At 70.8% G+C, this 21,339-nt stretch carries 19 protein-coding genes; 11 read left to right on the top strand and 8 right to left on the bottom strand.

Annotated features, from left to right (window positions below):
* Positions 1–18: 18 nt before the first annotated feature.
* The 3 genes from rplM (at position 19) to glmM (ending at position 2,635) form a co-directional block, all read left to right on the top strand.
* Positions 19–462, top strand: a complete 444-nt coding sequence (gene rplM, locus OG963_RS19930) for a 50S ribosomal protein L13 (protein ID WP_030914195.1) — start codon at positions 19–21, stop codon at positions 460–462.
* A 44-nt stretch (positions 463–506) separates the two neighbouring features.
* A complete protein-coding gene (rpsI, locus tag OG963_RS19925; protein ID WP_030914197.1) occupies positions 507–1,034 on the top strand; it encodes a 30S ribosomal protein S9 in 528 nt (175 codons plus the stop codon).
* A gap of 239 nt (positions 1,035–1,273) precedes the next feature.
* The gene (gene glmM / locus OG963_RS19920) at positions 1,274–2,635 is read left to right on the top strand and encodes a phosphoglucosamine mutase (RefSeq protein WP_093930854.1); all 1,362 of its coding nucleotides are present in this window, start codon (positions 1,274–1,276) and stop codon (positions 2,633–2,635) included.
* A gap of 87 nt (positions 2,636–2,722) precedes the next feature.
* Here glmM and OG963_RS19915 read toward each other — a convergent pair whose 3' ends face one another.
* The 7 genes from OG963_RS19915 to OG963_RS19885 form a co-directional block, all read right to left on the bottom strand.
* Positions 2,723–3,676 carry a DUF389 domain-containing protein gene (locus tag OG963_RS19915; protein ID WP_093773268.1) on the bottom strand — a complete coding sequence of 318 codons (954 nt, stop codon included), beginning with the start codon at positions 3,674–3,676 and terminating at the stop codon, positions 2,723–2,725.
* 26 nt (positions 3,677–3,702) lie between these two features.
* The gene (gene coaA / locus OG963_RS19910) at positions 3,703–4,698 is read right to left on the bottom strand and encodes a type I pantothenate kinase (RefSeq protein ID WP_030914205.1); all 996 of its coding nucleotides are present in this window, start codon (positions 4,696–4,698) and stop codon (positions 3,703–3,705) included.
* Between the two features lie 173 nt (positions 4,699–4,871).
* Positions 4,872–5,807: an ROK family protein gene (locus tag OG963_RS19905; protein ID WP_093773266.1), complete on the bottom strand. Its 936-nt coding sequence runs from the start codon at positions 5,805–5,807 to the stop codon at positions 4,872–4,874.
* A complete protein-coding gene (locus OG963_RS19900) occupies positions 5,804–7,513 on the bottom strand; it encodes an ABC transporter ATP-binding protein (protein ID WP_030914211.1) in 1,710 nt (569 codons plus the stop codon). The genes OG963_RS19905 and OG963_RS19900 overlap by 4 nt, the downstream gene beginning before the upstream one ends.
* Positions 7,510–8,409 carry an ABC transporter permease gene (locus tag OG963_RS19895; RefSeq protein WP_093773264.1) on the bottom strand — a complete coding sequence of 300 codons (900 nt, stop codon included), beginning with the start codon at positions 8,407–8,409 and terminating at the stop codon, positions 7,510–7,512. Before OG963_RS19895 ends, OG963_RS19900 begins: the two co-directional genes overlap by 4 nt.
* Positions 8,406–9,365 (bottom strand): ABC transporter permease, encoded by a 960-nt coding sequence (locus OG963_RS19890; protein ID WP_093773262.1) that lies wholly within the window; start codon positions 9,363–9,365, stop codon positions 8,406–8,408. The genes OG963_RS19895 and OG963_RS19890 overlap by 4 nt, the downstream gene beginning before the upstream one ends.
* Positions 9,366–9,415: 50 nt before the next feature.
* Positions 9,416–11,233: a peptide ABC transporter substrate-binding protein gene (locus tag OG963_RS19885; protein ID WP_093930851.1), complete on the bottom strand. Its 1,818-nt coding sequence runs from the start codon at positions 11,231–11,233 to the stop codon at positions 9,416–9,418.
* 286 nt (positions 11,234–11,519) lie between these two features.
* Between OG963_RS19885 and OG963_RS19880 the strand changes: the two genes are divergently transcribed.
* From OG963_RS19880 to OG963_RS19870, 3 genes are read left to right on the top strand one after another with little or no spacing between them, the layout of a single operon-like run.
* Positions 11,520–12,740, top strand: coding sequence for an ROK family protein (locus tag OG963_RS19880; RefSeq protein WP_176902155.1), 1,221 nt, complete (start codon positions 11,520–11,522; stop codon positions 12,738–12,740).
* A gap of 23 nt (positions 12,741–12,763) precedes the next feature.
* Positions 12,764–14,287 (top strand): M81 family metallopeptidase, encoded by a 1,524-nt coding sequence (locus OG963_RS19875; RefSeq protein WP_371799292.1) that lies wholly within the window; start codon positions 12,764–12,766, stop codon positions 14,285–14,287.
* Positions 14,284–15,039, top strand: a complete 756-nt coding sequence (locus OG963_RS19870) for a copper homeostasis protein CutC (RefSeq protein ID WP_093773253.1) — start codon at positions 14,284–14,286, stop codon at positions 15,037–15,039. Before OG963_RS19875 ends, OG963_RS19870 begins: the two co-directional genes overlap by 4 nt.
* A gap of 104 nt (positions 15,040–15,143) precedes the next feature.
* On the opposite strand, the gene OG963_RS19865 is transcribed toward OG963_RS19870, so the two are convergent.
* Positions 15,144–15,404 (bottom strand): hypothetical protein, encoded by a 261-nt coding sequence (locus OG963_RS19865; protein ID WP_093773251.1) that lies wholly within the window; start codon positions 15,402–15,404, stop codon positions 15,144–15,146.
* Positions 15,405–15,892: 488 nt separating this feature from the next.
* Between OG963_RS19865 and glmS the strand changes: the two genes are divergently transcribed.
* The 5 genes from glmS to alr all read left to right on the top strand — a co-directional run bounded on the left by glmS (position 15,893) and on the right by alr (position 21,334).
* A complete protein-coding gene (glmS, locus tag OG963_RS19860; protein WP_093773249.1) occupies positions 15,893–17,740 on the top strand; it encodes a glutamine--fructose-6-phosphate transaminase (isomerizing) in 1,848 nt (615 codons plus the stop codon).
* Positions 17,741–17,761: 21 nt separating this feature from the next.
* The gene (locus OG963_RS19855) at positions 17,762–18,130 is read left to right on the top strand and encodes a holo-ACP synthase (protein WP_093773247.1); all 369 of its coding nucleotides are present in this window, start codon (positions 17,762–17,764) and stop codon (positions 18,128–18,130) included.
* Positions 18,131–18,134: 4 nt separating this feature from the next.
* Complete coding sequence (locus tag OG963_RS19850; protein ID WP_093773245.1) at positions 18,135–19,595, top strand: NAD(P)H-hydrate dehydratase; 1,461 nt, start codon at positions 18,135–18,137, stop codon at positions 19,593–19,595.
* Positions 19,596–19,629: 34 nt separating this feature from the next.
* Positions 19,630–20,040, top strand: a complete 411-nt coding sequence (locus OG963_RS19845; protein WP_051877934.1) for a DUF488 domain-containing protein — start codon at positions 19,630–19,632, stop codon at positions 20,038–20,040.
* Between the two features lie 94 nt (positions 20,041–20,134).
* Complete coding sequence (gene alr / locus OG963_RS19840; protein WP_093773243.1) at positions 20,135–21,334, top strand: alanine racemase; 1,200 nt, start codon at positions 20,135–20,137, stop codon at positions 21,332–21,334.
* Positions 21,335–21,339 lie beyond the last annotated feature (5 nt).

Below are 21,339 nucleotides of genomic sequence, written 5' to 3'. Positions count from 1 at the left end.
AGAAGCGAAGGCTACGAAGTGCGTACGTACAGCCCCAAGCCCGGCGATGTCACTCGCCAGTGGCACATCATCGACGCCGAGGACATCGTCCTGGGGCGCCTGGCCACCACGGCTGCGAACCTCCTCCGAGGCAAGCACAAGGCGATCTACGCCCCCCACATGGACATGGGCGACTTCGTCATCATCATCAACGCCGAGAAGGTTCACCTCTCCGGTAACAAGAAGACCCAGAAGATGGCGTACCGCCACTCGGGCTTCCCGGGCGGTCTCCGTTCCGTGCGTTACGACGAGCTCCTCTCGAAGAACCCCGAGAAGGCCGTCGAGAAGGCCATCAAGGGCATGATCCCCAAGAACACCCTGGGCCGTCAGATGCTCTCGAAGCTCAAGGTCTACGCGGGCGACCAGCACCCGCACGCTGCTCAGCAGCCGGTCCCGTTCGAGATCACCCAGGTCGCGCAGTAGTTCCGGCCTCCCCCTAAGACATAAAGAAAGATCTGAGGAGAATCGTGGCCGAGACCACTGTTGAGAACCCCGTCGAGGGCACCGAGGGCGAAGAGGTCTTCGCCGAGGTGACCACCTTCGAGTCGGAGGTTCCCGTCGAGGGCGAGTACACCAGCGAGTCGCTGGCGTCCCGCTTCGGCGACCCGCAGCCCGCCGCCGGCCTTGGCCGTCGGAAGAACGCCATCGCCCGCGTCCGGATCGTTCCGGGCACCGGCAAGTGGAAGATCAACGGTCGCACCCTTGAGGACTACTTCCCCAACAAGGTGCACCAGCAGGAAGTCAACGAGCCCTTCAAGGTGCTCGAGCTCGACAACCGCTACGACGTCATCGCCCGTATCTCGGGTGGCGGCGTCTCGGGTCAGGCCGGTGCCCTGCGCCTCGGTGTCGCCCGTGCGCTGAACGAGGCGGACGTGGACAACAACCGCGCCCCGCTGAAGAAGGCCGGCTTCCTCTCCCGCGACGACCGTGCGGTCGAGCGCAAGAAGGCCGGTCTCAAGAAGGCCCGTAAGGCCCCGCAGTACAGCAAGCGCTAAATCGCCTGCTCAACTGCTTCACACGTTCGCCCCGGCGGCACTTCTCGTGCTTCCGGGGCGTTCGTCTATAGACGCCCACGGGCGTATAACGGCATGAGACGTTCATAGGCCCGCCCTGGTCGGCATCACTCTTCGCGTCGCCACGCGTCTCGCCTTGCGTCTTGCCCTGAGTCGTTTTGACTTGTGATGGCTTGTTTTGTTTTTGCGGTTCGGTTTCGGAGCATCTTCGGAGGACACCAGTGGGACGACTCTTCGGCACGGACGGTGTACGCGGTGTCGCCAATGCGGATCTGACGGCCGAGCTCGCGCTCGGCCTGTCGGTCGCTGCGGCGCATGTACTTGCCGAGACGGGCACCCTCGACGGTGAGCGGCGGCCGACAGCCGTGGTGGGCCGTGACCCACGCGCGTCCGGAGAGTTCCTGGAGGCCGCCGTCGTGGCCGGTCTGGCGAGCGCGGGCGTGGACGTCCTGCGCGTCGGTGTGCTGCCCACCCCCGCGGTGGCGTACCTCACCGGCGCGCTGGGCGCCGACCTGGGCGTGATGCTCTCCGCCAGTCACAACGCCATGCCGGACAACGGGGTCAAGTTCATCGCCCGCGGTGGCCACAAGCTCTCCGACGAGCTCGAGGACCGGATCGAGACCCTGTACGAGCAGCACCGCACCGGTGCGCCGTGGGAGCGTCCGACCGGTGCCGGTGTGGGCCGTGTCACGGAGTACGCGGAAGGCTTCGACCGGTACGTGGCGCACCTTGTCGCGGTCCTGCCGAACCGGCTCGACGGGCTGAAGATCGTCCTCGACGAGGCGCACGGCGCGGCCGCCCGGGTCTCGCCCGAGGCCTTCGCACGGGCCGGCGCCGAGGTGATCACGATCGGTGCGTCCCCCGACGGTCTGAACATCAACGCCGGCTGCGGATCCACCCATCTGGACCTGCTGAAGGCCGCCGTCGTCGAGCACGGCGCCGACTTCGGTATCGCGCACGACGGCGACGCCGACCGCTGCCTCGCCGTGGACGCCTCGGGCGAGGAGGTCGACGGCGACCAGATCCTGGCCGTGCTCGCCCTCGCCATGCGCGAGGCCGGACAACTGCGCAAGGACACCGTGGTCGGCACGGTCATGTCCAACCTCGGCTTCAAGATCGCCATGGAGCGCGAGGGCATACACGTCGTCCAGACCGCCGTCGGCGACCGGTACGTGCTGGAGTCGATGAAGGCCGAGGGCTTCGCGCTGGGCGGCGAGCAGTCCGGTCATGTCATCGTCCTCGACCACGCCACGACCGGTGACGGCACGCTGACCGGCCTGCTGCTGGCGGCCAGGGTCGTCGCCACCGGCCGTACGCTCGCCGAACTCGCCGGCGTCATGCAGCGGCTCCCGCAGATCCTGATCAACGTCCCGGACGTCGACAAGTCCCGGGTGGAGACGTCGGCGGAGCTGTCGGCAGCGATCGACGAGGCGGAGCGCGAGCTGGGTGACACCGGCCGCGTACTGCTGCGCCAGTCGGGTACCGAGCCACTGGTGCGGGTCATGGTCGAGGCGGCCGACATCGAGCAGGCGCGGTCCGTCGCCGGGCGACTGGCCGATGTGGTGAAGTCCGCGCTCGGGTAGCGCGTCGTCCCGCTGTCGCCGAACGGCTGACTGTCACCGAACGCCTGAGGGGCCCGATGCACGCATCGAGCCCCTCAGGCGCTTCTCTCAGGCGCGGCTTGTCGCCGCGGCGGCGGTCCGGCGGCGCCGGACCGCCCACAGCGCCTTCTGCAGCAGCAGTGTCAGCGTCCCCGCGAGCACGATCCCGGCGAGGTTCGCCATCAGCTGGCCCACCGAGCCCCACATCTGCCCGTAGTCCCGGTAGCTGAACGCCACCGCCGCATTGGCCGCGGCCGGCACGGTCGTCACCGAGATCGCGACGCCGATCAGTGCCCCGGACTTGGTCGAGGTGAGGGAGAGCGTCCCGGCGATGCCCGCCAGGAAGGCCACCACGAACGACATCCAGTCCGGCTTCCAGATGAACGCCGTGTTGGGCCTGGCCGCCTCGATCATCGCCTCGGTGAACAGCCCGAAGGCGTTCATCATCCAGGCGAATCCGACCGTCACCACTATCGCGACGGCGAACCCGGCGATCAGCGTCCACAGCGAACGCCACGCCAGACGCGGGGCGCGCTGCACCAGCGCCGTGGAGATACCGGCCAGCGGTCCGAACTCCGGGCCCACCGCCATCGCGCCCACGATCAGGATCGCGTTGTCGAGCATCACACCGCAGGCGGCGAGCATCGTCGCGACCGCCAGGAACGCCGCATAGGTGACGCTGAACGTCGACTCCTCGTGGGTCGCGTCCGTCAGCTTCTCCCAGAGCACGGCGTCCACACCTTCGCCCGGAGCCTCCTCCTTGGCCCGGTCGGCGAGGGAGGAGAGCGTCAGGTCCGAGTGCTCGACGGTGATCGAGCCGGACTCGTCGACACCGAGTGCGCGCAGGGCGCTGATCAGCTCGTCGCCCGCCTCGCGCGCCACGTCGAACAGCACCACGTCGCCCGCCGGGTCACGGGCGGCCGCCGGCAGTACCACCAGATGCGTGGCGCCGACGGTGTGCTCGACGAGATGGAGCACCTCGTCCGTACGGTCGGCGGGGACGATCAGGCGCAGGTGCAGCACGCGGGTACTCCCGGGAGGTCGGGTTCTCAGAGCTTGCGCAGCGACAGACGTTGGACCTTGTGATCCGGGCCCTTCCGCAGCACCAGGGTGGCACGGCCCCGGGTGGGGGCGACATTTTCCAGCAGGTTGGGCTTGTTGATGGTCCGCCACATGGTGCGGGCGTACTCCATGGCCTCCTCCTCGGAGACCTGTGTGTACTTGCGGAAGTACGAGAACGGGTTCTGGAACGCGGTCTCGCGCAGCTTGCGGAAGCGGTTGAGATACCAGGTCTCGATGTCCTCGGCCCGCGCGTCCACGTACACACTGAAGTCGAAGTAGTCGGCGAGCCCGACCCTGGTGCGGCCGTCCTTGCCGGGCAGCGCGGGCTGCAGCACGTTGAGGCCCTCGACGATCAGGATGTCGGGGCGGCGCACCGTGAGCCGCTCGCCCGGCACGATGTCGTAGATCAGGTGCGAGTAGACGGGGGCCGTCACCTCGTCCTTGCCGGCCTTGATGTCGGCGACGAAACGGGTCAGGGCGCGTCGGTCGTACGACTCCGGGAACCCCTTGCGCGACATCAGCCCGCGCGCCTGGAGCTCCTTCATCGGCAGCAGGAAACCGTCCGTGGTCACCAGCTCGACCCGGGGGTGCTCGGGCCAGCGGGCCAGCAGCGCCTGGAGGATACGGGCACTGGTGGACTTGCCGACGGCGACACTGCCCGCGACCCCTATGACGAAAGGAGTGCCGCGCTGCGCACCGTGGCCGTTGCCCGCGTCCCCGAGGAAGGTGTTGAGGGCGCCGCGCAGGCCGGAGGTGGCCTGGACGTAGAGGTTCAGGAGCCGGGAGAGCGGCAGGTAGACGTCCCGTACCTCGTCGAGGTCGATGACGTCCCCGAGCCCGCGCAGCTGCTCGACCTCGGCGGCGGTCAGCGGCAGCGGGGTCTTGTCGCGCAGGGCACTCCATTCGGCACGCGACAGGTCGACGTACGGCGTCGAAGCGTGCTCGGCGCGTCGCTGGGTGCTCCGTGGCGGCGAAGTGATCACAGGTTCATTGTTGCGGGAGTTTCAACCGAGTGGGGGGTGGGGTCGGTCACGTGGGGTGTGGATCCCCGGGCGACCGGGGAGCGGGGGCCGGTCTCGGAGGGCCCGCTCCGGTGCTGCGCCGCACAGGGCACGTGGCACCGGAGCGTACGGGTGTCGCCCGAGACCGGGCCGCCTCAGACCCCGGCCTTCACCATCAGCTCCCGTCGGGCCCGCGCCGCGGCGCCGACCGGCACCGCGTCGGAGGCGAGGGCCGCCTTGACCAGCCGGACCGGGTGGCCGCTGACCGGTGGGTCGGCGGCCAGCGACGACAGGATGAGGGGTTCCAGCAGGGACCAGGCCCGGCTGACCCCGCCACCGACCACCACCGTGGTGATGTCGACGACGCCCGCCGTCATCACGATCGCCTGAGCGATCCCGGCAGCGGCGGCGTCGTACACCGCGAGGGCGTCCTGGTCACCGCGGCCGGCGGCCTGTGCGACCTCGCGGGCGGTCAGCCGGCGGCCGGTGCGCTCCGCGTAACGGGCGCCGATGGAACGTCCGGAGGCCAGGGTCTCCAGATGGCCCCGGCCGCCGCACGAGCAGAGCAGATCACCGAAGCCGGGGATGTGCCCGATCTCGCCGGCCGCGCCGTGCGGCCCGGCGAACAGCGCGCCGCCGGTCCACAACGCGCCGCCGACCCCGGTGCCCAGCGTCATCCCGAGGACGTCCGACTCGCCGCGCACGGCGCCGCCGGACACCTCCCCGTAGAGGAAGGCGTTGACGTCGTTGTCCAGGAACGCCGGGACCCCCAGCGCCTCCTCGACGGCGTCCGTCACCGCGAAACCGGCCCAGCCGGAGAAGGAGTCGCTGGCCACCAGGATGCGGCCGGTGGCGGCGTCCACCACGCCGGCCGCGCCGACCCCGCAGCCGGCGAGCCGGCCGGGGGTGCGCTCCAGCAGCGGGGCCAGCGCGCCCAGGGCCGCGCCGATCATGGCCCGGCCGCCGTCGGCCGCCGGGGTCGCCACCTCCGAGCGGTCCAGCACGGTGAGGTCCTCTGCGCAGACCACCACCTGGGTCGTGGTGCCGCCGATGTCCACTCCGGCGAAGAGCGTACGGTCACGGAAGCTCATACCTGGGCCTCCGTCCGGCCGGCTGCCAGGGTGGCCAGACGTTCGGCTCTGCGGCCGCGCTGGATCACCGGGTCGGGCACCGGCACGGCGGCCAGCAGCCGGCGGGTGTAGTCGGTCTCCGGGTGCAGCAGGGTCGCGCCGGTGGGGCCCTGCTCCTCGATCCGGCCGGCCCGCATCACCACGACGCGCTGCGCGAAGTGCTGTACGACGGCCAGGTCGTGGGAGACGAAAAGACAGGCGAAGCCCAGCTCGTGCTGGAGCTCGGAGATCACTTCGAGTACCGCCTCCTGCACGCTCACGTCGAGCGCGCTGGTGGGCTCGTCGGCGACCAGCAGCCGGGGCTCCAGGACCAGGGCGCGGGCCAGGCTGACCCGCTGGCGCTGACCGCCGGACAGCTCCCGGGGGGCGCGCCGGGCGAGTTCACGCGGCAGCCGGACCCGGTCGAGGACGTCGGCCACCTTGCTCCGGCGGTCCTTGGCGGAGAGCTCACGGCGGTGCACCCTGAGCGGCTCGGCGATGCACTCGCCGACCGTCATCCGGGCGTCCAGCGAGGCCACGGGGTCCTGGAGGACCACGCCGATACCGGCCCGCAGCGCCCGGCGGGCCCGGGACCGGGTGCGGCCCAGGTCGGTGCCGAACAGTGAGACGGTGCCGGAACTCGGCGGGATCAGACCGAGCGCGACCCGGGACGCGGTGGACTTGCCGGAACCCGACTCGCCCACCAGACCCAGGGTCTCCCCGGCGTGGACGGCGAGGGAGACCCCGTCCAGAGCCCGCACGGCGCCCTTGCCGCGACCGAACACCACGGATATGTCGCGGAGTTCGACCACAGGATCGGTGTCCGGGCGGGGGGCGGCGGCCGGCGCGGCCGGCCGGCCCGCCTCCGCGACCGACAGCCGGGGTACCGCGGCCAGCAGCCGCTTGGTGTAGTCGTGGGACGGTCGGAGCAGCACGTCCTCGACGGGTCCGGTCTCCACGATCTCACCCTGGTACATCACGGCGACCCGGTCGGCGAAGTCCGCGACGACGCCCATGTTGTGCGTGACCAGCAGGACACCGGTGCCGGTCTCGACGGCGAGCCGGCGCAGCAGGTCCAGGATCTCGGCCTGCACCGTGACGTCCAGCGCGGTGGTCGGCTCGTCGGCGATCAGCAGGGCGGGCTCGTTGGCGATGGCCATGGCGATGACCACCCGCTGACGCTGTCCGCCGGAGAGCTGGAAGGGGTAGGCGGTGGCCCGCCTCTCCGGCTCGGGGATGCCGACCTTGCGCAGGAGTTCGACGGCCTCGGCGGCGGCGTCCTTGGCGGACACCTGGCGGTGGTTGCGGATCACCTCGGCGATCTGCTTGCCGATCCGGGTCAGCGGGTCCAGTGCGGTGGCCGGCTCCTGGAACACCATGGAGACGGTCCGGCCGCGCAGCGCCGCCAGATCGGCCTCACGGGCACCGACCACCGGGGTGCCGGCGATGGTGGCGAAGCCGGTGGCGCGGGCGTTGCCGTCCAGCAGTCCCATCGCGGCCAGCGCGATGGTGGACTTTCCGGAGCCCGACTCGCCGACCAGGGCGAGCGTCTCACCGGGGCTGACGTGCAGGGAGACGCCCCGGACGGCCGGAACTTCGCCGGTCTCGGTGGTGAAGACGACGCCGAGGCCGTCGAGTTCGAGAATCGGCCCGGCCGGCGGGGCGGCGGAGCCCTGGGTGGCGGTCATCCGCGTCCCCTCACGTCGAATGCGTCGCGGAGCCCGTCCCCGATCGCGTTGAACGCCCACACCACCAGGATGATGGCCAGGCCCGGCGGCAGGATGAGCCACCAGTAGCCGGAGTACGCGGCGGTGAGACCGGCCGAGAGCATGCCGCCCCAGTCGGTGGCCGGCGGCTGGACGCCCAGGCCCAGGTAGGAGACGTAGGCGACCAGCAGGATGGCGTCGGCGATCTGGAACGTGGCCGCGACGATGATGGTCGAGACCGAGTTCGGCAGGATGTGCCGGGTGATCGCCCGGGCGTGCGTTCCGCCGATGGCCCGCAGGGTCAGGACGTAGTCGCGGTTCTTCAGGCTCAGCGTCTCGGCCCGGATCAGCCGGGACGGCACCAGCCAGGAGACGAAGCCCAGGATGACGATCAGCCCCGTCAGGCCCGGGGTGGTGATGGCCGAGACCACCAGCAGGATGAAGAGCGCCGGGATGGCGATCCCCGCGTCCACGATCCGCATCATGACCGCGTCGATCCAGCCGCCCGCGTAGCCGGCGACGGCGCCCCACAGGGTGCCGATCACCGTGGCCAGGATGCCTGCGGCCAGACCGACGATGAGCGACACCTTGCCGCCGTACATCAGCCGGCCCAGTTCGTCGTGGCCGACCGCGTCGGTGCCGAGCCAGTGCGAGCCGCTGGGTGCGAGATTGACCTGCTGGAGCATCGTGTGGGTCTGGTCGGTGGAGTACACCAGCGGACCGACGAAGCAGAGCAGGAAGAAGAAGACCACGACGCCGAGCCCGACCACGGCGAGCCGGTTGCGCAGGAAGCGCCGGACGGCGAGCCGGTAGCCGGACGGGCTGTCGGCGGCGGTGGCCGTGGTGGGCGCCTGGCCCGGCTGGATGACGGCGCTCATGCCCGGCCTGCCTTCACTCGGGGGTCGATGATCCGCTGGACGATGTCGGCGAGCAGTGTGCCGACCACCGTGGCGGTCGCGATGACCAGCACACAGCCCAGCAGCACCGGGTAGTCGGACGACTGTGCGGCCGTCCAGAAGAGCAGGCCCATACCGGGGTAGTTGAAGAGCTGCTCGACCACCAGCGCGCCGCCGAACAGCACCGGCACGTAGTAGCCGAGCATGGCGACCACCGGCGTCAGCGAGTTGCGGAACACATGACGCCACAGGATGGCGCGGGAGCGGGAACCGCCGGCCCGCGCCGTCCTGACGTAGTCCTCGGAGAGGTTCTCCAGGGTGGCCGCCCGCATGTAGCGGCTGAACACCGCGATCATCGAGGCGGCACCGGCGACGACCGGCAGCACCAGCGCCTGCGGGTCGGCGAGCACCTGGGCGAGCGTGTCCCCCTGCGGAGCCTGGGACGGGAACCACGGCAGCGCCTGACTGAACACCAGCACCAGGATCAGCCCGAGGAAGTAGACGGGCGTGGAGTAGGCGATGAAGCTCAGCGTGGTGATGACGTAGTCGACCGGCTTGTTGCGCCGGACCGCCTGCCACATGCCCAACGGGATCGCCAGCACGAGGCCGACGACCGCCGACAGGGCGGTGAGGAGCAGGGTCTTGGCCAGCCGCTCGGTAATGAGCTGGGAGACCGGCTCATTGAGTGTGTACGAGGTTCCGAGGTCGCCGTGCAGCAGCTGATTCAGGTAGTAGAAGTACTGCACGGGGAGGGGCTTGTCGAGGCCCTGCTCGTGGTTGAAGGACGCGATCTGCTGCGCCGTGGCCTGCGGGCCGAGGATCCCGCGAGCGGGACCCCCGGGCAGGGCGTGCAGCAGACCGAAGACCACGATCGTCACGATGACGATCACCACGACGGCTTGGAGAACTCGTCTGGTCAGGTACGAGGAAGTGCTCATGTGTTTTCCGGTCGCTTCGGCTCAGTGGTACGCGTGGTCACCGACCGGGCTCACTTGGTGGTCCACTTCCACATGGCGGGGTGGAAGTTGGCGAGCGAGTCCTGGGCGAAGCCGTCCAGGCCCTTCTTGACCACGGAGACCTGGTAGTCCGGCTCCGGCAGCCAGATGACCGGAAGGTCCTTGGCCAGGGCGGCGCTGTACTGCTGCACCGCCTCGTCGGAGGCTGACGTGGTGGTCTGGGTGATCAGCTTGTCCACGTCGGGGTTGCTGTAGCTGCCGAAGTTGGAGCCGCCGCCGGTGGCGAAGAGGGAGTCACCGCTCGGGTAGGCCGGGAAGTACCAGCTGCCCGCGGTGCCGAAGAACGACAGCTGCCACTTGCAGCCGGCGTCGTCGGCCTTGCACTGGCCGGACTGCGCGAGGACCGAGTTGACCGGGGCGGTCTTGATGGAGAAGTCGATGCCGGTCTTGGCGAACGACGACTGCAGGGCGCTCATCATGTTGTCGGTCACGGTGGAACCGGACTGCGAGAGCACCTGCATCCGGAACTTGGTGCCCTTGTCCACGCCGGCGCCGCACTGGCTGTCTCCGGTGCCCGGGTCGGTGCACACCATGGTGCCGCCCTGCTCGGTCCAGCCGTGGCCGGTCAGCAGCTCCTTCGCCTTGGCGGTGGAGAACGGGTACGGGTTGTTCTTCTGGTCCGACGAGACGAAGGACGAGCTCTGGCCCTGCGGGATCGGGCCGTAGGTGGGGACCGCGGTGCCGTTGAAGACGACCTTGGAGAGGGTGGTCTGATCCACCGACATCTGGATCGCCTGGCGGGCGTAGAGCTGCTTGAAGACCGCGCCCATGGCCGGGTTGTTGAAGTTGTAGGGCATGTAGGTGATGGCCCAGCCCGACCACGGCTTCACCGCGTAGCCCTTGGAGGTGAAGGACGACTCCTGGCTGAGGTTGGTGGCGTTGATGTAGCCGTAGTCGACCGTGCCGGCCCGGAGGGCGTTCTCCTCGGCGTCCGTGGTGGTGAACGGCAGCAGGTTCACGTTCTTGATGTTGGCCTTGCCACCGCCGTCGTACGCGGCGTTGGCGGTCAGGTTGACCTTGCCGGCCGTGGAGAACGACTTGATGGTGTACGGGCCGCTGACCGTCTTCCAGAGCGGGTCGGTGGCGTAGCCGGAGATCTTCTTGGCCGCGTCGTTCAGGTACGACCAGACCTTCTTGGCGCCCGCAGGGGTGCGGTCGAGGTCCGACACGGCGTCCGAGTCGCCGGTCTTGTCCCAGACGTGCTGCGGCATCGGACGGATCATGCTCAACTCGTTGGCGAGCATCCACTGCTGGTTGTACGCACGGTCGAAGGTGAGGGTGAAGTGCGTGTCGTCGACGATCTTCAGCGAGGTCCAGTTGTCCGGCGCCTTGCCCGGGCTGTAGCTGGCCCAGTCGGCCTTGTTGGCCTTGACCAGGTTGAACCAGAACTCCACGTCGCGGGAGGTGATCTGCTTGCCGTCGCTCCACTTCCGGTCGCCGAGCGTGATCGTGACGCTCTTGCTGTCCTTGGCGAAGTCGGCGGCGGTGGCCAGCGAGTTGTCCTTGTTCCAGCCGACCTTGCCGGTGGAGCCGTCGTACGCGATCAGCGGCTCCCAGAGGGACTGGGATATGGAGGAGTTGTTGGTGTTCAGGTGCGCGGCGGTGCCGATCGGGAGAATCCAGTTCGGCGTGAAGTTGGCCGGCAGCGCGTAGTTGATGGTGTCCGAAGAGCCGGACGCGGACGACGACGTGCCGCCGCCGGAACAGCCGGTCAGCAGAGCACCCGCGGTGACAGCGGCGCCCGCGACGAGGGCCCAGCGGCGGCTGTTCGCCGTGTGAGCAAGGAACATGACTCTCCTCAGAGTGAATGGGCCCCTGTGTGTCCCAGGACCGGCACTGCGTTCACGACAGCTAACGCCGGACACTCCGAAGAAACAAACAAGAATTAGTAAAAAGTAAGTAACTGCGTCACCGAAAAAAGTCCCCTCACTCCGATCGACCCACTTCATTGGGTGGATTTGGGTGGATTGATGGGGTTTCGGGATCGGCCCACTTCCTTCGCGAGGCTGTTCCCCCGCGCCAAGTGCGGGCGTATCGTCTCTCGCCACACACACCATTGCGGAAGTTACTTCGTACATGACTGGAATAAGTGCAGGGGACCGCAAGGCCATGAAAAGCACTCCGGCCCTCGCCGCTCGGGTCCTGGAACTCGTGGCATCGGGCCAGGCCTCGTCACGCGCCGAACTCGCCGGGCTGCTGGGGGCCGCGGCCTCCACCATCTCTCTCACCGTGGCCCATCTGGTGGAGCGCGGGCTGATCGCCGAGGAGGGCACCCAGTCCTCCACCGGGGGGCGCCCCCGCAAGGCGCTGAGACTGGGAGGCAACGACGAGTTCGCCGTCGCCGCCGATCTCGGCGGCCGCCATGCCCGGATCGGTGTGGTGCTGCCCGGCGGCGGTCTCACCGATGTCTCGACCGTCCCCTTCGTGATCGCCGACGGCCCGGAGGCGGCCCTGCCCCGGCTCGCCGAGACCCTGGAGGCGTTGGCCGAGCAGCGCGGTCGCGGCTACCTGCGCGGGGTCGGGCTCTCGCTGCCCGGACCGGTGGACATCGCGTCGGGCTCGGTGGTCCTGCCGTCCCGGATGCCGGGTTGGAACCGTTTCCCGGTCACCGCCTGGCTGGAGGAACGGTTCGGGGTCCCGGCCGCCGTGGACAACGACGCCAACTGCATGGCGGTCGGCGAGCACACCGTACGGCCCGCCGAACACCGGCAGGCGATCATGGTGAAGATCGGCTCCGCGATCGGCGCCGGGGTCATCGCCGACGGACGTCTCTACCGGGGCGCCACCGGCGCGGCCGGTGACATCACCCATATCCGGATCGACGGCGGCGCCGACATCCCCTGTTCCTGCGGGAACACCGGCTGTCTGGAGACCGTGGCCTCCGGTGCCGCCCTGGTCCGCATCCTGCGCGAGCGCGGGGCCGACGTCAGCAGCACCGAGGACGTGGCCCGGTTGGCCGTCGACGCGGACCCGGAAGCGACTCGCGCGGTCCGCAGGGCCGGCGACTACCTGGGCCAAGTGCTCGCGACCAACGTCAACTTCTTCAACCCGGACGCCGTCTATCTCGGCGGCATCCTCTCCACCCTGGAGCCGTTCGTAGCCGCCGTGCGCAGCCAGCTCTACGAGAGCTGCCATCCGCTGGTCACCGAACACCTCACCATCGAGCGGGCCAGCCTGGGCGCCGACGCCGGACTGGTCGGTGCCGGGCAGTTCGCCCTGCAGCGAGCCCTGAGCGTGGCCCTGCGCGAGGTCGGCGGCACCGACCCGTTCCGTGCCCCGGCGCCCCGCCACGCCTGACACTCCACCCCCTACGAGGAGCCATGCCGCAATCCCGCACCGCCGCAGCCCGCCCGGTCATAGCCATCGCCGGACTCGGCATCGAGTCGTCCACCTTCTCTCCCGCCCGCACCCAGGCCCCCGCCTTCCACCCCTCGCGCGGCGCCGAGGTGCTGGACCGTTACCCCTTCCTCGCGCCCGGTGAGGAACTGCGCGAGGCGGCCGACTGGCACGGCGCCCTGGTCGGCAAGTCGCTGCCGGGCGGCACCGTCACCGCCGCCGCCTGGGCCGAGTTGACCGACGAACTGATCGAACGGCTCGCCGCGCTGCCCGAGCCGGACGGCCTCTGGTACGACATCCACGGCGCCATGACCGTGGAGGGCGTCGACGACGCCGAGGCGGTGCTGCTGGAGCGCATCCGCGCCACCGTCGGCCCCGACGTGATCATCTCCACCTCGATGGACCTGCACGGCAATGTCTCCCGAGAACTCGCCCACGGCAGCGACCTGATCACCTGCTACCGGATGGCCCCGCACGAGGACCACATGGAGACCAAGGAGCGGGCCGTCCGCAACCTGGTGGACCTGCTTGTCTCCGGTGCGCCCCGTCCGGTCAAGGCGTGGGTACCGGTGCCGGTGCTGCTGGCCGGCGAGCAGACCTCCACCCGGATCGAGCCGGCCAGGAGCGTGTACGCGGCCGTGGACGAGGTCGAGGCCATGGACGGTGTGATCGACGCCGCGATATGGGTCGGCTACGCCTGGGCCGACGAACCGCGCAACCGCGCCGTGGTGGTGGTCACCGGCACCGACCGGGCCGCCGTGTCGGCCGGCTCCGAGCGCCTGGCCCAGGGTTTCTGGAAGGTCCGCGACGACTTCGACTTCGTCGCCCCGACCGGCACCTTCGACGGCATCCTGGACGAGGCCCTGGTCTCCGACCGGCGCCCGTACTTCATCAGCGACACCGGGGACAACCCGACCGCCGGCGGCGCCGGTGACGTGACCTGGGGCCTGACCCGGTTGCTGACCCGCCCGGAGTTCCAGAAGGACGACGGACCGACCGTCATCTACGCCTCGGTGCCCGGACCTGCCGCCGTCGAGACCGCCGTCGCCGCCGGTGTCGGCGCCACCGTCACGGTCACCGCCGGCGCCGAGGTGGACGACCGGCACGCGGGTCCGGTCACCCTGACCGGTGTGGTGCATGCCATTCGGCACGGCGACCGTGACGCCAGGACCGAGGTCGTCATCCGGGTCGGCAGCGTGTACGCGATTCTCACCGGACTCCGCAAGCCGTACCACCACGAGCACGATTTCACCGACCTGGACCTCGACCCGCGCGGTGCCGACATCGTGATCGTGAAGATCGGTTACCTGGAGCCCGAACTCTTCGACATGTCGGTCGGCTGGAAGATGGCGCTCACCCCGGGCGGGGTGGACCAGGACCTGGTACGTCTGGGCCACCACCGCATCCGCCGCCCGATGTTCCCCTTCGACCGCGAGATGGCCGACCCGGACCTGTCGGCCCGTATCATCCCCGCCTCCGACCAGCCGCTGACCGGGGACGACGAGTGACCGCACACCCCGCTCTGGAGATCGCCGTCACCTCACCGGCCGGTGCCCGCGCCGCCCGGGAGAACGGCGCCGACCGGGTCGAGCTCTGCATCGCCCTGGAGCTGGGCGGCCTGACCCCGTCGGCGGCCCTCGTGGAGGCGGTCGCGGGGGAGGGGCTGCCGGTGCAGGTGCTGGTCAGGTGCCGGCCCGGCGATTTCGTCCATGACGCGGAGGAGATCACGCTGATGGCCGCCGAGGTGCGGTCCGTCATCGCCTCGGGCGCCTCCGGTGTGGTGATCGGCGCGCTGACCGCGGACGGCGCCCTGGACACCGTGGCGATCACCAGGCTCGCCGAAGCGGCCCGCGCCTCGGGCCGCCCGGTGGACATCACCCTGCACCGCGCCATCGACCAGTCCGCCGACCCGGTGGCCGCCGCGGCACTGCTGCCCTCGCTCGGCCTCACCCGGGTCCTCACCTCGGGCGGTGCCCCCACCGCGGCCGAGGGGGTGGCGGCGATCACCGCGATGGTCGCCGCCGCGCCCGGCGTGCAGGTGATGGCAGGCGGCGGGGTGCGCCCCGCCGACATCCCGGCCCTGACCTCCGCCGGAGCCGCCGCCGTCCACCTATCCGCCAAGGCCCGGGCGCTGCCCCGGCGTGGCGGCGGTTGGGTGCCGCTCGGCGCCGGGGGTGCGTCGGCCGAGCAGGACACCCACTTCGTGACCGATCCCGACGTGGTGGCCGAGGCGCGACGGGCGGTGGGCGCGAGGGGGTAGGACGGCCCCCGACGGCAGGGGCCGGCGTCCGTACCTCTGTGGTGGACACCGGGCCCCTGGGTGCAGCCGCAGGGATCAGCCTCTACGGCCGATCCGCAGCGACCTCAGCACGGACCGGGTCCAGCGCTTCGGACCGCCGCCGGGCGAGGGCGTGGGCCGACCTGCTCCAGGAACCGCTCGGCGGTGCTTAGGCCGGTCACCACCGACGATGCGATCGCCCGGTCGTCCTCGTGGTCGAGGAAGTCGAAGTACGCCTCGGTCGACTCCCAGTCGTTGTTCAGTACGGAGGTGCGCAGATCGGCGAGGGAGGGGATGTTCGCGCAGAGGTCGAACTCCGCGCGTATCAGGGTGCTGGTCTGTGACATGACAGTCCTCGGAGCGGACGCGACCGGTGGGGGCTCGCGTGCGGGACGGCTCGCGGGCGTGTCGACGACGGGCGGGGTGAGACAACGAAGAACCGGAGGTTAGCAGCCTGCGCGGACAGTACGGCGGTGAGTTCTCCAGCCGTCCGATGCGCGGAACCGGAGGGACTTCACCTCACGTCGGGGCCACACAGACGTCGCCGTTTCCGACGACGCGGCCGGATGAATCGGGATGCCCGTCTCTCCCCCGCGGACCGTCGGAGCGGCCGGCTCCGGTGCACCGGATCGACGGTGCCGGGTCCGAGTCCGAGGCCTGCGTCTGAGGGGCCGGCGGATCGCAGAGCTTCGGCGATGGGCGCGGGAGGAGGACCGGACCTGGGGCTGCGGCCCGCAGAGGATTGCCGCGACTCCGCCGACGAGTGATCCCGGCCGCCCAGCGCCCCTTCTGCGACGATGCCAAGCGAGGGGAGGGCGACCACGAAAGGATCGTTATGTGTGGAATCGTCGGGTACGTCGGTGGGCAGTCCGCGCTTGATGTTGTTGTCGCCGGGCTCAAGCGCCTGGAATACCGGGGATACGACTCCGCGGGCATCGCCGTTCTCGCGGACGGCGGGCTGGCTTCCGTGAAGAAGGCCGGGAAGCTCGTCAATCTGGAGAAGGCGCTGGTGGAGCGGCCCCTTCCGGCCGGGACCACCGGCATCGGGCACACCCGTTGGGCCACCCACGGCGCTCCCACCGATGCCAATGCCCATCCGCATCTCGACAACGCGGGGCGCGTCGCCGTCGTGCACAACGGCATCATCGAGAACTTTGCCGCGCTGCGCGCCGAACTCGCCGAGCGCGGCCACGAGCTGGCGTCCGAGACCGACACCGAGGTCGTCGCCCATCTGCTCGCCGAGGCCTACTCGTCGAGCGGCGATCCGGCGGAGGCGATGCGGCAGGTCTGCCGGCAGCTGGAAGGGGCGTTCACCCTGGTGGCCGTGCATGCCGACGAGCCGGATGTGGTGGTCGGGGCCCGGCGGAACTCGCCGCTGGTGGTCGGGGTCGGGGAGGGGGAGGCGTTTCTGGCCTCCGATGTGGCCGCGTTCATCGCGCACACCCGGTCCGCGATCGAGCTGGGGCAGGATCAGGTGGTCGAGCTGCGACGGGAGTCCGTCACCGTCACCGACTTCGACGGGCAGCCCGCCGACGTCCGCAAGTACCACGTGGACTGGGACGCTTCCGCGGCCGAGAAGGGCGGCTACGACTACTTCATGCTCAAGGAGATCTCCGAGCAGCCGAGGGCGGTCGCCGACACCCTGCTGGGCCGCATCGACCGCGCGGGCTCGCTCCACCTCGACGAGGTGCGCATCCCGCCGCACGTGCTCCGGGAGGTCGACAAGGTCGTCATCGTCGCGTGCGGGACCGCGTTCCACGCCGGGATGATCGCCAAGTACGCCATCGAGCACTGGACCCGGCTGCCCTGCGAGACGGAGCTCGCCAGCGAGTTCCGCTACCGCGACCCGATCCTCGACCAGCGCACCCTCGTCATCGCGATCTCCCAGTCCGGGGAGACGATGGACACGCTGATGGCTCTGCGGCACGCCCGCGAGCAGGGGGCGAAGGTCCTCGCCATCTGCAATACGAACGGGTCGACCATTCCGCGTGAGTCCGACGCGGTGCTGTACACGCACGCCGGGCCGGAGGTCGCCGTCGCCTCGACCAAGGCGTTCCTGACGCAGCTCGTCGCCTGCTATCTCGTCGCGCTGTATCTCGGCCAGACCCGCGGCACGAAGTGGGGCGACGAGATCCGGACCGTCGTCCGTCAGCTCTCCGAGGTGCCGGGGCAGGTCGAACGGGTCCTGGAGACGATGGAGCCGGTGCGTGAGCTGGCCCGCTCGCTGGCGGACCAGGACACCGTCCTCTTCCTCGGGCGCCATGTGGGTTACCCGGTGGCGCTCGAAGGCGCGTTGAAGCTCAAGGAACTCGCGTACATGCACGCCGAGGGCTTTGCCGCGGGTGAGCTCAAGCACGGACCGATCGCGCTCATCGAGAACGATCTGCCGGTCGTGGTGGTCGTGCCGTCGCCGCGCGGCCGGTCGGTGCTCCACGAGAAGATCGTGTCGAACATCCAGGAGATCCGGGCCCGAGGCGCTCGCACCGTCGTCATCGCGGAGGAGGGCGACGAGGCGGTCGTTCCGTACGCCGACCATCTGATCTGGATCCCCGCTACGCCTACGCTGCTTCAGCCACTGGTGGCAACCGTGCCGTTGCAGGTCTTCGCCTGCGAACTGGCCACCGCCCGCGGCAACGAGGTGGACCAGCCGCGCAATCTGGCGAAGTCCGTGACGGTCGAGTGAACGGAATGAGTGAGTGAGCGCGTGATCATCGGGGTCGGGATCGATGTGGCGGAGATCGAACGGTTCGACGCGGCGCTGCGGCGTACGCCGCATCTGGCTCAGCGGCTGTTCCTGGACAGCGAGTTGCTGCTGCCCAACGGCGAGCGGCGGGGGATCGCCTCGCTGGCCGCCAGGTTCGCCGCCAAGGAGGCCATCGCCAAGGCGCTGGGGGCGCCCGGCAATCTGCTGTGGACGGATGCCGAGGTGTTCGTCGAGGACAGCGGGCAGCCCCGGCTGCGCGTCGTCGGCACGGTCGCCGCGCGCGCGGCCGAGCTGGGCGTACAGCACTGGCACGTCTCGTTGAGCCACGACGCGGGGGTGGCGTCGGCCGTGGTGATCGCGGAGGGTTGACCGTATGCGAACTGCGTACAGCGTGGAGACCGTACGGGCCGCCGAGCGCGCCCTGATGGCACGGCTGCCCGACGGCGCCCTGATGCAGCGGGCCGCCGCGGGTCTCGCGGCGGCCTGCGCCGATCTGCTGCGGCGGAGCGGCCGGGTGTACGGGTCCCGGGTCGTCCTGCTCGTCGGCAGCGGAGACAACGGCGGCGACGCGCTGTACGCGGGGGCCCGGCTGGCCCGGCGCGGCGCGGGCGTCCGCGCCCTGCTGACCGCGCCGGACCGGGCCCACGAGGGCGGGGTCGCGGCGCTCCGCGCGGCGGGCGGGCGTGTGGACGGCGCCGACCGGGTGAGCACCGACCTGATCGGCCGTGTCGATCTCGTCGTCGACGGCATCACCGGCATCGGCGGCCGCGGCGGGCTGCGTGAGGGCGCGGCCGCGCTGGTGCGGGCCCTCGAGGCGACCGGGGCGCCGATCGTCGCCGTCGATCTGCCCAGCGGTGTCGAGGCGGACACCGGCGAGGTCCTCGGCGACGCCGTACGGGCCGATGCGACGGTCACCTTCGGCACGTACAAACCGGGGCTGCTCATCGACCCGGCCGCCGACCGGGCGGGCGCGCTGCACCTCGTCGACATCGGGCTCGACGACGAACTGCCCGGCGTACCCGATCTGGAGGCGCTGCAGTACGCGGACGTCGCCGCGCTGCTGCCCGTTCCCGCCAATGAGAGCGACAAGTACCGGCGCGGGGTCGTCGGCATCGTCGCCGGGTCCGCCCGGTATCCCGGGGCGGCGGTGCTCGCGGTCGGCGGGGCGCTGCGGGGCGGTGCGGGGGCCGTGCGGTACGTCGGCCCGGGCGCCGACGCCGTGATCGCCCGGCACCCCGAGACGCTGGTCCACTCGGGGCCGCCGTCGAAGGCGGGTCGGGTTCAGGCATGGGTCGTCGGCCCCGGGCTCGGTGACGGTACGGCGGCCGTCTCGGCGGTCGCCGACGTGCTCGCCGCCGACGTCCCGGTGCTGGTGGACGCGGACGGGCTGCGGCTGCTCGACGCCTCCGTCGTGCGGTCGCGCACCGCTCCGACGTTGCTCACCCCGCACGCCGGGGAGGCTGCCGCACTGCTCGGCGTCCCGCGCGAGGAGGTCGAGGCGGGGCGGCTCGCCGCCGTGCGGGAACTCGCCGCGCGTTACCGCTCCACCGTGCTGCTCAAGGGGTCGACGACGCTGGTCGCCACCGACACCGAGCACACTCCCGTACGGGTCAATCCGACCGGCACCTCCTGGCTGGCCACGGCGGGCAGCGGCGACGTCCTCTCCGGCCTGACGGGATCCCTGCTGGCCGCGGGCCTCCGCCCGCGCGACGCCGCCTCCGTCGGTGCCCATCTGCATGGTCTGGCGGCCCGGCACGCCTCGGACGGCGGCCCGGTCGCCGCGCAGGACGTGGCGGACGCGATCCCGGCGGCGTGGCGGGACGTGCGGGCCTGAGTGATCATGAGCACCAGCAGACAGGGAACCGCAGATGAGAGCCGGTGAGGAGTGGTCGACGGTGGGCAGCAGTTCCGTACGGGTACGCCGGGTGTACGACCCGCAGGAGGACGGTGACGGGACCCGCGTCCTCGTCGACCGGCTCTGGCCCCGCGGCGTCGCCAAGGACCGGGCAAGGATCGACCGGTGGCTCAAGGAGCTCACCCCGTCGAACGAACTCCGCTCCTGGTACCACGAGGACCGCACCGGCACCCGCTACGACGACTTCGTCGACCGCTACCGCGCCGAGCTCGCCGACCCGGTGCACACGGCGGCGGTGGACGAGCTGGTGGAACTGGTCCGTGCGGGCGGGCCGGTGACCCTGGTCACGGCGGTGAAGGACGTCCCGCACAGTCATGTCCCGGTCCTCGTCGACCATGTGGAACATGAGCTGCGCCACCGGTGACGTCGGCGGCGTCGTAAGCGGTCCGGACGCCCTTGACGCGCCTCGGGCCCGGCACCTGAGGGCCCCGTCGTACGCCTCTGAGAGACTGGGCGCGATGAACGAGACAGCGTCCTTGAGAGCCCGAGCCGAGATCGACCTCGCCGCACTGCGCGCCAACGTGCGTGCGCTGCGTGCGCGGGCGGCCGGCGCGCAACTCATGGCCGTCGTCAAGTCCGACGCGTACGGGCACGGGGCGGTCCCCTGCGCCAGGGCCGCGCTCGAAGCCGGGGCGACCTGGCTCGGCACCGCGACGCCGCACGAGGCACTGGCGCTGCGCGCCGCCGGGCTCGGCGGCCGGGTGATGTGCTGGCTGTGGACGCCGGGCGGCCCCTGGCGCGAGGCGATCGAGGCCGACATCGATGTGTCGGTGAGCGGTATGTGGGCGCTGCGCGAGGTCGTCGCCGCGGCCGAGGAGGCCGGCCGGCCGGCCCGCATCCAGCTCAAGGCGGACACCGGCCTCGGGCGCAACGGCTGCCAGCCCTCCGACTGGCCGGAGCTGGTCGCCGCCGCCCGCACCGCCGAGCAGGCGGGCACGGTCCGGATCACCGGTCTCTGGTCCCACTTCGCCTGCGCCGACGAGCCCGGTCACCCGTCGATCGCCGCCCAGCTGGGCGTGTACCGGGACATGGTGGCGTACGCGGAGAAGGCGGGCGTAGAACCCGAGGTACGGCACATGGCGAACTCTCCGGCGACGCTGACGGTCCCCGAGTCGTACTTCGACCTCGTGCGGACCGGGATCGCCATGTACGGCATCTCGCCCAGCCCCGAGCTGGGCACCCCGGCGGACTTCGGGCTGCGCCCGGTGATGACGCTCGCCGCGTCGGTCGCCCTGGTCAAGCAGGTGCCGGCGGGTCACGGTGTCAGCTACGGGCACCACTACACGACGTCCGCGGAGACGACGCTCGGCCTGATCCCGCTCGGCTACGCGGACGGCATCCCGCGCCACGCCTCCGGGCGCGGCCCGGTCCTCGTCGGCGGCGCCCTGCGGCGGGTCGCGGGCCGGGTGGCGATGGACCAGTTCGTCGTCGACCTCGGCGGGGACGTCGTCGAGGCGGGCAGCGAAGCGGTGCTGTTCGGCCCGGGGGACCGGGGCGAGCCGAGCGCCGAGGACTGGGCGGAGGCGGCCGGCACGATCGCGTACGAGATCGTCACCCGCATCGGCGGGCGGGTACCGCGCGTCTATGTGAACGAGACCCCGGCCGACGAGAACGACGCCCAGGCCGACGAGAACGAGTCCCCGCCCGATCCGACCTGATCCAG

Origin of the sequence: Streptomyces sp. NBC_01707, from assembly GCF_041438805.1 — a bacterium.
Classification (GTDB): domain Bacteria; phylum Actinomycetota; class Actinomycetes; order Streptomycetales; family Streptomycetaceae; genus Streptomyces.
The sequence above is the reverse complement of the archived record's forward strand: the minus strand, read 5'-3'. Positions and strand labels throughout refer to the sequence as shown.